Source organism: Halomonas sp. A11-A, assembly GCF_003182195.1.
Lineage (GTDB): Bacteria > Pseudomonadota > Gammaproteobacteria > Pseudomonadales > Halomonadaceae > Halomonas > Halomonas alkalicola.
In genome coordinates this window covers 1-10,251 of the sequence record NZ_QGTM01000040.1, presented here as the reverse complement: position 1 = coordinate 10,251, position 10,251 = coordinate 1, and the positions used below count along the sequence as shown (strand labels likewise).

General features: G+C 59.6%; 8 protein-coding genes and 1 pseudogene. 2 read left to right on the top strand and 7 right to left on the bottom strand.

Annotation, left to right across the window (positions count from 1 at the left end; all coding sequences use genetic code 11):
- Window positions 1–114 precede the first annotated feature (114 nt).
- The 5 genes from dmpG to DER72_RS15535 all read right to left on the bottom strand — a co-directional run bounded on the left by dmpG (window position 115) and on the right by DER72_RS15535 (window position 5,032).
- The gene (dmpG, locus tag DER72_RS15555; RefSeq protein WP_110070849.1) at window positions 115–1,134 is read right to left on the bottom strand and encodes a 4-hydroxy-2-oxovalerate aldolase; all 1,020 of its coding nucleotides are present in this window, start codon (window positions 1,132–1,134) and stop codon (window positions 115–117) included.
- Between the two features lie 16 nt (window positions 1,135–1,150).
- Complete coding sequence (locus DER72_RS15550) at window positions 1,151–2,047, bottom strand: acetaldehyde dehydrogenase (acetylating) (protein WP_110070848.1); 897 nt, start codon at window positions 2,045–2,047, stop codon at window positions 1,151–1,153.
- 49 nt (window positions 2,048–2,096) lie between these two features.
- Window positions 2,097–3,380 carry a TRAP transporter large permease gene (locus DER72_RS15545; RefSeq protein WP_110070847.1) on the bottom strand — a complete coding sequence of 428 codons (1,284 nt, stop codon included), beginning with the start codon at window positions 3,378–3,380 and terminating at the stop codon, window positions 2,097–2,099.
- A complete protein-coding gene (locus DER72_RS15540; protein WP_110070846.1) occupies window positions 3,377–3,868 on the bottom strand; it encodes a TRAP transporter small permease in 492 nt (163 codons plus the stop codon). The genes DER72_RS15545 and DER72_RS15540 overlap by 4 nt, the downstream gene beginning before the upstream one ends.
- 165 nt (window positions 3,869–4,033) lie before the next feature.
- Window positions 4,034–5,032 carry a TRAP transporter substrate-binding protein gene (locus tag DER72_RS15535; RefSeq protein ID WP_110070845.1) on the bottom strand — a complete coding sequence of 333 codons (999 nt, stop codon included), beginning with the start codon at window positions 5,030–5,032 and terminating at the stop codon, window positions 4,034–4,036.
- Window positions 5,033–5,295: 263 nt separating this feature from the next.
- On the opposite strand from DER72_RS15535, the gene DER72_RS15530 reads away from it, so the two are divergent.
- On the top strand, window positions 5,296–6,726 hold the full coding sequence (locus tag DER72_RS15530; protein WP_110070844.1) for an FAD-binding oxidoreductase: 1,431 nt from the start codon (window positions 5,296–5,298) through the stop codon (window positions 6,724–6,726).
- An 18-nt stretch (window positions 6,727–6,744) separates the two neighbouring features.
- Here the strand turns inward: DER72_RS15530 and DER72_RS15525 are convergent, their stop codons facing one another.
- Window positions 6,745–7,560 carry an IclR family transcriptional regulator gene (locus DER72_RS15525; protein WP_219983324.1) on the bottom strand — a complete coding sequence of 272 codons (816 nt, stop codon included), beginning with the start codon at window positions 7,558–7,560 and terminating at the stop codon, window positions 6,745–6,747.
- Between the two features lie 230 nt (window positions 7,561–7,790).
- Here DER72_RS15525 and DER72_RS15520 point away from each other — a divergent pair.
- Window positions 7,791–8,838, top strand: a pseudogene (locus tag DER72_RS15520) (UDP binding domain-containing protein).
- A gap of 154 nt (window positions 8,839–8,992) precedes the next feature.
- Here the strand turns inward: DER72_RS15520 and ltrA are convergent.
- A partial coding sequence (ltrA, locus tag DER72_RS15515) for a group II intron reverse transcriptase/maturase (protein ID WP_110070842.1) occupies window positions 8,993–10,251 on the bottom strand: 1,259 nt, incomplete at its 5' end.

The window sequence follows — 10,251 nt, the reverse complement described above, 5'->3', positions numbered from 1 at the left end:
TTGTGGTGAATATCAGCTTACTCGGATTTACCGCCGTTTCTCTATCCTGTCTCTTCCTAATCTTACTTCGCTTTCACGCCAGTCTGCGAAGAACCGAAAGAAGAGCCTGAGAGGTCAAGCGCTCTGCTTCTGGCGCAAGAGGGACAGGGCGGTATCCTCGATCATGTCTTCCTGGCCGCCGATCATGCCTCGGCGCCCCATCTCGACGAGGATCTCGCGTGCCGGGATGCCGTATTTCTGCTCCGCACGTTTGGCAAACAGCAGAAAGGAGCCGTAGACCCCGGCATAGCCCAATGTCAGCGCGTCGCGATCTACGCGGATGGGAAAGTCCATGATGGGCACGACCAGGTCTTCCGCGACGTCCTGAATCTTGAAGATATCCACACCGGTCTCCACGTTCATCAGGTCCAGCACGGCCACTAGCACTTCCAGCGGCGTATTACCGGCACCGGCACCCAGGCCGGCGGCGGCGGCGTCAATGCGGTCGGCACCGGCTTCAATGGCCGCTACGCTATTGGCCACGCCCATGCCCAGGTTGTGATGGCCGTGGAAGCCCAGCTCGGTATCAGGCTCAAGCACATCGCGCACGGCCCGTAGCCGGTCTACCACTGTGCTGGGCAGCAAGTGGCCGGCCGAATCGGTGACATAAATGCAGTTGGCGCCGTAGCTTTCCATCAGTTTGGCCTGCTCGGCCAGCCCCTTCGGGTCGTTCATGTGGCTCATCATCAGAAAGCCGACGGTGTCCATGCCCAGTTTACGACCGAGCGAGATGTGCTGTTCGGCCACATCGGCTTCCGTGCAGTGCGTCGCCACGCGAATGGTACTGACCCCTAGCTCGTACGCCATCTTCAGGTGGTCAACGGTGCCAATGCCTGGCAGCAGCAAGGCGGATACCTTGGCTTGCTTCATCAGCGGCACTACTGTGCTCAGATACTCTTCATCGCTATGGGCGGGGAAGCCGTAGTTGACCGAAGCACCACCCAGGCCATCACCGTGGGTGACTTCAATGAGGGGAACGCCGGCGTCGTCAAGGCCGCGTGCAATAGCGCTCATTTGCGCCAGCGTGATCTGGTGGCGCTTGGGGTGCATGCCGTCGCGCAGTGTCATGTCGTGCAGAATGACGTTCTTGCTCATGAGGGTCTCCTCCCGTTCAGGCGGTCGCGTTGACTTGGAGTTGTTCGGCAAACATTTCGGCCGTGCGCGCTGCGGCAGCCGTCATGATGTCCAGGTTGCCGGAATACTTGGGCAGATAGTCGCCAAGGCCTTCCACCTCCAGGTAGACAGACACGCGGTTGCCGTCGAACACCGGGCCGTTTACCAGGCGGTAGCCAGGCACATACTTTTGTACTTCGGCGATCATGGCGTGGATGGAGGCCGTGATCTTCTCCTGGTCGGCTTTGCCCTCGGTCAGGCAGTGCACGGTATCGCGCATGATGAGCGGCGGCTCGGCGGGGTTTAGAATGATAATGGCTTTGCCATGCTTCGCACCGCCAACCTTCTCGACCGCGCTAGCGGTGGTGCGGGTAAATTCGTCAATATTCTTGCGGGTGCCGGGGCCGGCCGATCGCGAAGAGACCGTTGCGACGATTTCAGCATAGTCAACCGGCTGAATGCGTGAAACCGCATATACCATGGGTATGGTGGCCTGGCCGCCACAGGTGACCATATTGACGTTGTTGACCCCTCGCCCCAGCTGCTCTTGCAGGTTGGCCGGCGGCACACAGTAAGGACCAATAGCCGCCGGTGTCAGGTCGATCATTAGCACGCCCAGCGGCGTCAGCTTGTCGGCGTTTCCCTTGTGGACATAGGCGCTGGTGGCGTCAAAGACGATTTTGATGTCGTCTTCCTTGACGAAGGGAAGAAGGCCGTCCACGCCTTGTGCTGTCGTTTTTATGCCCAGTTGGGCGGCCCGCTTCAGGCCATCGGACTCAGGGTCTACCCCCACCATCCAGACGGGCTCCAGCAGGGGACTGCGCATTAGCTTGGCGAGCAAATCGGTACCGATGTTGCCGGGGCCGATGATAGCGGTTTTGATTTTCTGTGCCATTTCAAACTCCTGATATGCGATTTTTAGAAAACATTGACGGGCGTGCTGTCTATCCGCCTATCAGTTTGACAAGCGCCAGGGATATCCACGGCACATAGGTCACCAACGCCAGCATGGCGAACATCGCCAAGATAAAGGGAATCGCGCCACCGGATGCCTTTTCCAATGACGTGCCGCCAACCCGGGCACCCACGAACAGATTGACCCCTACCGGCGGTGTCACCATGCCGATGGCCAGGTTGAGAATCATCACGATGCCGAAGTGCACGGGATCGATCCCGACCGCGACGACCACGGGTAACAGAATGGGCACCAGAATAATGATCGCGGCCAGCGTCTCCATGAACATGCCAATAAGCAACAGCAGCACGTTGATCATCAGCAGTATGAGAATCGGGTTATCGGTCAGATTGACGATAGACTCAGCGATCATGAAGGGAATACGTTCGATCGCCAGCATGCGCCCGAAGATGGTGGCAGTACCGACAATGACAATGACGGTGGCGGAGGTGAGCGCCGACTTGCCAATCACCTCGTAAAGGCTTTTTAGCTTGATCTCTCTATGAATGAAGACGCCTACCAAAAAGCCGTAAATGACACCAATGGCCGCCGCTTCGGTGGGGGTGAAGATGCCGCCATAGATCCCCCCGAGGATAATCACCGGTACCAGCAGTGCCCACTTTGCCTCCCATAGCGTGGCGAGCTTTTCCCTGGTGGTGTAGCGTGTTTGGCTGCCGGTATAACCCGCCCTGCGGGCCTTGATATAGGCCGTGAGGATAAGGGCCAGGCCAATCAGCAGGCCTGGCACTGCACCCGCCAGGAACATCTCGGTAATCGATACGTTGGCCGATACCGCGTAGATGATCATGGGAATACTGGGTGGGATGATGATGCCCAGGCTGCCGGCAGACGCGATGACGCCGACAGCGTAGCCTTTCTCGTACCCCGCACGCGCCATGGCGGGTAGTAGAAGGCCGCCAATCGCTGCCACCGTGGCAGGGCCGGATCCAGAGATAGCGGCAAAGAACATGCAGGTCACCACGCCGATCACGGCCAGCCCGCCGGTATAACGCCCAAAGAAGACGTTGGCCACGTTCAACAAGCGTCGTGACAGGCCGCCTTCGCCCATCAGGTCACCCGCTAGAATAAAGAAGGGCACTGCCATCAGCGGGAAGGAGTCGATGGAGGTAACTAGCCCCTGGGCGATATAGGTGCTGCTGACCTTGCCGCTGAACAGTAGGGCAATGGCAGATGCCAACCCCAGTGAGATGGCGATAGGGACACTGGCCAGTAGAAAGACCAGAAACGAACCAAACAACAAGAGGGAAATCATGATTTCACCTCGCGGTGGCTGCGGCGTATTGACTGCACTTCAATGACGATACGCTGGATCAGGCGAACGATTACCAGGCCAAAACCCACCGTGGGCGCGAGGTAGATCCAGCCCATGGGAATGCCCAGGGCAGAGGATTTTTGCCCAAATGAGAGAATTTTCAGCGTCAGTGCATAGCCTTCTTTCATGACCAGTACGGCAAACACAATGAACAGAAGATGGGCGACGATGGCGGCATAGCGCTGGTAGAGCGCCGGTAGCTTAGTCACAGCGGCTTCCACACAGATATGTGCATTGCGTTTGACCCCGCTGGCGACGCCGATATACGTGGCCCAGATAAATGCATATCTGGCCAGTTCTTCCGACCATGTCAGCGAGTCGTTCATGATATAGCGCATGAAGACCTGTGCGCCGATCAATATCGACATCAAGGAAAGAAGAAATACCATGAATATTTCTTCAAGATGGTTATCGAGAAACTTGAACATGGTGTGATGTCCGAAAGTTAGCCTGCGACAAGACGCTGTAAACGGAACAGCTCGCCGCGGAGCGCAGGACCGAGCGCAGTCTGCACTGCCGCTCGCCGGGGTGGGTGATACCGCGGCGAGCGGGTCAGTTTTTACGACGATGGTGCCGGCTGAAGGGAATTGCCCTTAATTGATCTCAGCCAGGATGTCATCAATGATCTCGTCGCCTACGCGCTCTCTAACCATGTCGTAGATGGGGCCCATGTGGCTGGCGAAGGCCTCAAGCTCTTCAGCGGTCAGCTCAGTGATCGTGACATCGGGCATGGCGGCAATGGCTGCCTCATCGGCCTGCTGTGCCAGGGTGCGCTGATACGCTGTCGTCTTGGCGATCGCTTCTTCCAGGATCACCCTGTCTTCGTCGCTCAGGCTGTTGTAGATATCGGGATTGATCAGCACCGGCCACGGTGAGTAGACGTGGTTGGTCTTGGTGATGTGCTTCTGCACCTCGTGGAAGCGCATGTCGTAGAACAGGTTGATGGGCCCTTCCTGCGCGTCGAAGGTGCCCTGCTGCAGGGCCGTGAACAGCTCACCAAAGGCGAGCGGTGCCGGGTTGGCGCCGACATTGCGCCAGGCTTCAATGTGCACCGCGTTTTCCATGGTGCGCATACGCATCCCACTAAGGTCGTCGGGCGAGCGGATGTCCCGCCGGCTGTTGGTCAGCTGGCGAAACCCGTTCTCCCAGTAGCCCAGACCTTTGATACCCACTTGCTCGAGGCTGCCCAGCAGGTTTTGGCCGATGTCACCGTCCAGCACCCGGTAGACGCCTTCGCGGTCCTTGAACATGAAGGGAATGTCCAGGGCAAAGAACTGCGGGTTGAAGTTGCCGAGCACGGCCGACGAGACAAACGTCATGTCGACGTTGCCCAGCTGGATACTCTCGACCAGTTCACGTTCGCTGCCGAGTTGTGAACTGGGATAGATTTCAATGGTGATGCGGCCGTCGGTATTGTCAGCCAGTTCCTGAGCCAGGAATTCAAACGCCTTGTGGCCTGTATTGCTGGTGGAAGCCGCATGGCCTGCCTTGAGAACCATTTCCTGGGCAACGGCGGGGCCTGCAAGACCGGCGCAGAGGCCGGCCGCCAGTGCTATGGAACGTAGAAACCGCTTGGGAAGGGTGCCTGTCATTGTGTTGTCTCCACATGGATATTATTTGCCGCGTCGAGCACCGCGGCTCATGTCCTTCTGAATTCGTGACCAAACCAAGCCGGTTCCAGCGACTGGCCGCCAAGCTAGGACAGTGCTGTAACCTATCTTCGATTCTAGTTTCGTGCTAATTTTTTTTCAATCATTGAGTTGCTGTCTCAATATGTGAAAATCCTTGCGCCAAGAGAGCGTTAGACCAAGAGACCACCAAGACTTAAATAACTACGACGAAAGGAGCATTTGCCATGACCGATCTTCCGTCTGCCGATTTGCGCACCCCAAACGCGGCCGCCGAGGCCGTGCTGTCCGCACTGAAAACCGTAATGGGGGAGAGCGAGGTGCTGGTGGGTGCCGCTATCAGCGACAAGTACCTGCGGGATTGGAGCGGCAAACGCGGCGAGATGCCGTTGGCACTCTTGCGCCCACGCGCTACGGCAGACGTCGCCAAGGCACTGGCAGTCTGCCATGCCCATCAATGGCCGGTGGTACCGCAAGGGGGGCTGACGGGGCTTGCGGGTGGTGCCGTGCCTTCAGCCGGTGCGGTGGTGATCTCGCTGGAGCGGATGACCGGTGTCGAAGAGGTGGATGCGGCGTCAGCCACCATCACCGTATTGGCCGGTACGCCCTTGCAGGTCGCACAGGAAGCTGCTCAGGAGGCGGGTTTTTTGCTGGCACTGGACTTGGGTGCACGGGGCTCCTGCCAGGTGGGCGGTAACATCGCGACGAATGCGGGAGGCAACCGGGTAATTCGCTATGGCATGGCGCGCGACCTGGTACTGGGGCTTGAAGTGGTGCTGGCGGATGGCACCGTTCTCCCCATGATGAACAAGATGGTGAAGAATAATGCTGGGCCAGACCTTAAGGGCTTATTCATCGGTACTGAGGGCACCATGGGTATTGTTACCCGCGCCGTGTTGCGTTTGCATGCGGGGGTCACTGGGGCCAACACGGCACTGATTGCACTGCCGGATTTTGATGCGGTGGTAGCACTGCTGCGTTATGCCCAGCAAAGGCTATCGGGACTGGTGAGCGCCTATGAAGTGATGTGGGCCGATTACTACCGTTCGGCCACCACGGTGGGCGGCATTCGTGCGCCGCTGGCCGATGATCACCCCCTGTATGTGCTGATGGATATGCAGACAGCCGAACCCGCAGACAACGCAGATCGCTTTGATGCTGTGCTTGAGCATGCGCTGGAGCAGGGGTGGGTGCTGGACGCTGCCGTGGCGAAATCCCAGGCTGATGCGGAAGATTTCTGGGCGCTACGCGACTCGGTCGCGGAAATGCTTGATGCCTATGCGCCGACCCTGAATTTCGACATTTCCTTTCCCATTTCGCAAATTGGGGTGTGCGTTGAGCGCCTGCGCAAGATCATGGCTGAGGCGTTCCCGGGTATTCATGCCATGTACTTTGGCCACGTGGGCGATGGCAACCTGCACATTGTTGTCGGCCCACTCCCAGACGATCATCAGCAGACCAAGCGAGCCGTGGAAGAGGCCTTCTATGGTGTCACTCGAGAGCTGGGTGGTTCCGTGTCCGCAGAGCATGGGATCGGCACTCACAAGAAGCCCTATCTGGGCCACAGCCGGAGTCAAGCCGAAGTCGACCTGATCAAGCGGATGAAGTACGCCCTTGACCCGAAGGGCATATTAAATCCCGGAAAAATCGTTGATTGAGGAAAGTAGCTGGCGACTTCAGGAGACGGCAGCACCTAGTTCAGCGCTAATCTGCCTAGCGCTATCTTGCACTGCCGCCTCCAGTTGCTCCATGCGTGCCGAGCTCATATGCTCAAGCGTGCTGGAGACACTGATGGCGGCAATGATATGGCCGCTGCTGTCACGAATCGGCGCGGCAACGCAGCGAATAGACCGCTCATCTTCTCCCAGATCGTAGGCGCAGCCTTTGCTCGCATAGTGACGCATGGTGTGAATCCAATGGTGCAGCGTGCCAGACTCACGCAGCAAGTGGGCATTGCGCTCGTAGAGGTGGCGCCAGGTGTCCTCATCGGCATCCAGCAGTAACGCTTTGCCGATGCCGGTCGAGATAAGCGGTTTGCTGCCGCCAATGCGCGAACTGATCTCAACGGCGCGCCGGCTTGAGAGCTTATCCAGATAAATGACATGATCCTGTTCGGCATAGCCAAGGTGAACAGTGTCGGAGGTGTCTTTTGCCAGCTTCTCCAGGAGGGGGTGAGCCAGGCGTACCAGATCAATCTGCGAGTAGGCACGATAACCGAGCTCCAGCAATTTTCGCCCAAGACGGAAACCACGAACAGGGTCGCGTGTGATGTAGTGGCGTGCCTGGAGGGCTGAAAGAATACGATGCGCCGTGCTATAGGTCATGCCGGTCGTTGCGGCAAGCTCGGCAATGTCATTGACTCCTTCTGAGACGGCTTCAATGATGTCCAGGCCCCGCATCAGGGTCTGGCTGGGAAGGGGTTTGCCTGCTTTTCCTGCTTTTTTGGAAGCGGAGACTGACTTCTCGGGGGGCTGTTGGTCTTGCACCTTCACCACTCATTCAAGCGTCAACGGGCATGCGTTGAGAGTGCCGCTTTTCTTCCAGAGGGAACCGGGATGACATTTGATGATAGGTAAGTGCGCGGACAGGTGCAATAGCCAGGGGTTTCCGGGCAGGCTGTCCCGGTGCGCTGGCCCAGAAGACCTGTCCCGAAAGGCCTTGCCCCGAAGTCCTGGAGGTCGAGGGCTTATGAAAACCGCAACACAGTAATGAAGGAACTGCTGTGAACATTGCCATTGCCGGTACCGGCTATGTGGGTCTCTCCAACGCCATGCTGCTGGCCCAGCACAATCGGGTCGTGGCAGTGGATATCGTGCCCGAGCGGGTCGCGATGCTGAACGAGGGGCTCGCCCATCGAGGATGCCGAGATCAGCGAGTTCCTGGCCCACCGCCAGCTCGATTTCACGGCGACCCTGGACAAGGAGGCCGCCTACCGCGATGCCGATTTCGTGGTGATCGCGACCCCCACCGACTACGACCCGACGACCAACACCTTCGATACCTCCAGCGTCGAGGCGGTGATCCAGGACGTGATGGCGATCAACCCGGCAGCGGTGATGGTGATCAAGTCCACCGTCCCGGTGGGCTACACCGCCGAGGCGAGCCGGCGCTTCGGCACCGAGAACCTGCTCTTCTCGCCGGAGTTCCTGCGCGAGGGCAGGGCGCTCTTAGATAACCTGCACCCGTCGCGGATCATCGTCGGCGAGCGCTCTGCGCGGGGCGAGACCTTTGCCGGCCTGCTCAAGCAGGGGGTGCTGGACGACGAGGTGCCGGTGCTCTTCACCAACAGCACCGAGGCCGAGGCGATCAAGCTCTTCGCCAACACCTTCTCGCCATGCGGGTGGCCTACTTCAACGAGCTGCCTGCCCAAGGACACCAAGCAGCTGCTGGCCAACTACCAGGACGTGTCGAGCAACATCATCGCGGCCATCGTGGATGCCAACCGCACCCGCAAGGACTTCATTGCCGAGCAGATCCTCAAGCGCAAGCCGCGGGTGGTGGGGGTCTACCGGCTGATCATGAAGACCGGCTCCGACAACTTCCGCGCCAGCGCCATGCAGGGCGTGATGAAGCGCATCAAGGCCAAGGGCATCGAGGTGGTGGTCTACGAGCCGGTGCTCCAGGAGGAGACCTTCTACGGCTCCCGGGTGATGCGCGACCTGGATGCCTTCAAGGCCGAGGCCGATGTGATCCTCTCCAACCGCATGGCCAAGGAGCTCACCGACGTCGCAGGCAAGGTCTACACCCGCGATCTCTTCGGCAGCGACTGAGCCCCCCGAAGCCCCCCTCGGGGTCAGACCCTTAAGCCTCCTTAGGGGTCTGGCCCTAAAGTTGACTTCGGTAAAGCGCGGAATCGGGTAGGGTCCGGGGTCGCCCCCGGAGCCCTCCCACACCACCGGGCATACGGTTCCGTACCACGGCGGTTCATGAAGAACGATTGAGCCATCTTACCGTATCGAGTACCGAGATCATTCCCTGCCGGTCGAACCACTTACGTGGCAGGGCCTGATTCATGTGCGAGGCGCCGGCGTTCCACCAGGGGCCTCGCCCATTCCCCGCTGACTTCCACGCCCGATATTCATCCAGACCCAGCGCCAGAAGCTTGCGGCGCCGGGTCCGTGGGCGCTTCCATTGCCGCCAGATCACGCAGCGCAGTCGGCGGCGCATCCATTGATCCAGCGCTTCCAGCGGACGCTTCACGTCAACGAGAGCGAAGTAGCTGGCCCAGCCTCGCAGGACCGGGGTCAACTCTTCGATAACGCGCCGTATGTGGCGCCCTCTTCCACGTCGGAGGATCTCGCGAACACGCTGCATCAGACGTTGCAGGCTGGCCTTGGCTGGCGTCAGCTTCGGCAGCCTGTGCCGGGTCAACGTGTAGCCCAGATATCCCCGGTGCCAGGGTCGGTCCACCGCACTCTTGGCGCGATTGACGGTGAGCCTGAGCGAGTTCTCGAGAAAATCACTCAGACTGGCCATGACGCGCTCGCCCGCTCGCCGACTCCTGACATACACCTGCATGTCGTCGGCGTAACGGCAGAAGCGGTGACCCCGGCGTTCCAGTTCCTTGTCCACGTCGTCCAGCAGGATATTGGCCAGCAGCGGGCTGAGTGGCCCGCCCTGGGGCGTGCCCTGCCGGCGTGGTGCGACCAGGCCGTCCTGGAACATGCCGGCTTCCAGATAGCGGCGGATCAGACGCAGTACCCGCTTGTCGTGGACGCGGCGCGCGACCCGCGCCATCAGCAGATCGTGGTTCACTCGATCGAAGAAGGCTTTCAGGTCGAGGTCGACCACCCAGCGGTGGCCGGCGGTGACGTGAGCCTTCATCGCCGAGACGGCCTGCTGGGCGCTGCGCCCAGGGCGGTAGCCGTAACTCGATGCGGAGAAGCCTGGATCGAAGATCGGCGTCAGCACCTGCAGCAGTGCCTGCTGGATCAGCCGGTCGGTGACCGTGGGGATGCCGAGCTGTCGCGTTCCGCCCTTGGGTTTGGGGATCTCGACGGCTCGGACTGGGCTGGGATGGTACTCACCTGCCAACAACCGCTCGCGCAGCGTTGGCCAGTGTTGTTTCAGGTGATCCGCCAGCTGATGCACCGTCATGCCATCGGCACCCGGCGCCCCCTTGTTGGCGACCACCCGTTGGTAAGCCCGCGCCATGTTAGCCTTCTCTACCACGGCCTCCATGA

Bases quoted from the DNA above. Each gene is read 5' to 3' on its own strand.
- dmpG (WP_110070849.1), bottom strand. From the start codon at position 1,134: ATGAGCAAGAACGTCATTCTGCACGACATGACACTGCGCGACGGCATG.
- DER72_RS15550 (WP_110070848.1), bottom strand. From the start codon at position 2,047: ATGGCACAGAAAATCAAAACCGCTATCATCGGCCCCGGCAACATCGGT.
- DER72_RS15545 (WP_110070847.1), bottom strand. From the start codon at position 3,380: ATGATTTCCCTCTTGTTGTTTGGTTCGTTTCTGGTCTTTCTACTGGCC.
- DER72_RS15540 (WP_110070846.1), bottom strand. From the start codon at position 3,868: ATGTTCAAGTTTCTCGATAACCATCTTGAAGAAATATTCATGGTATTT.
- DER72_RS15535 (WP_110070845.1), bottom strand. From the start codon at position 5,032: ATGACAGGCACCCTTCCCAAGCGGTTTCTACGTTCCATAGCACTGGCG.
- DER72_RS15530 (WP_110070844.1), top strand. From the start codon at position 5,296: ATGACCGATCTTCCGTCTGCCGATTTGCGCACCCCAAACGCGGCCGCC.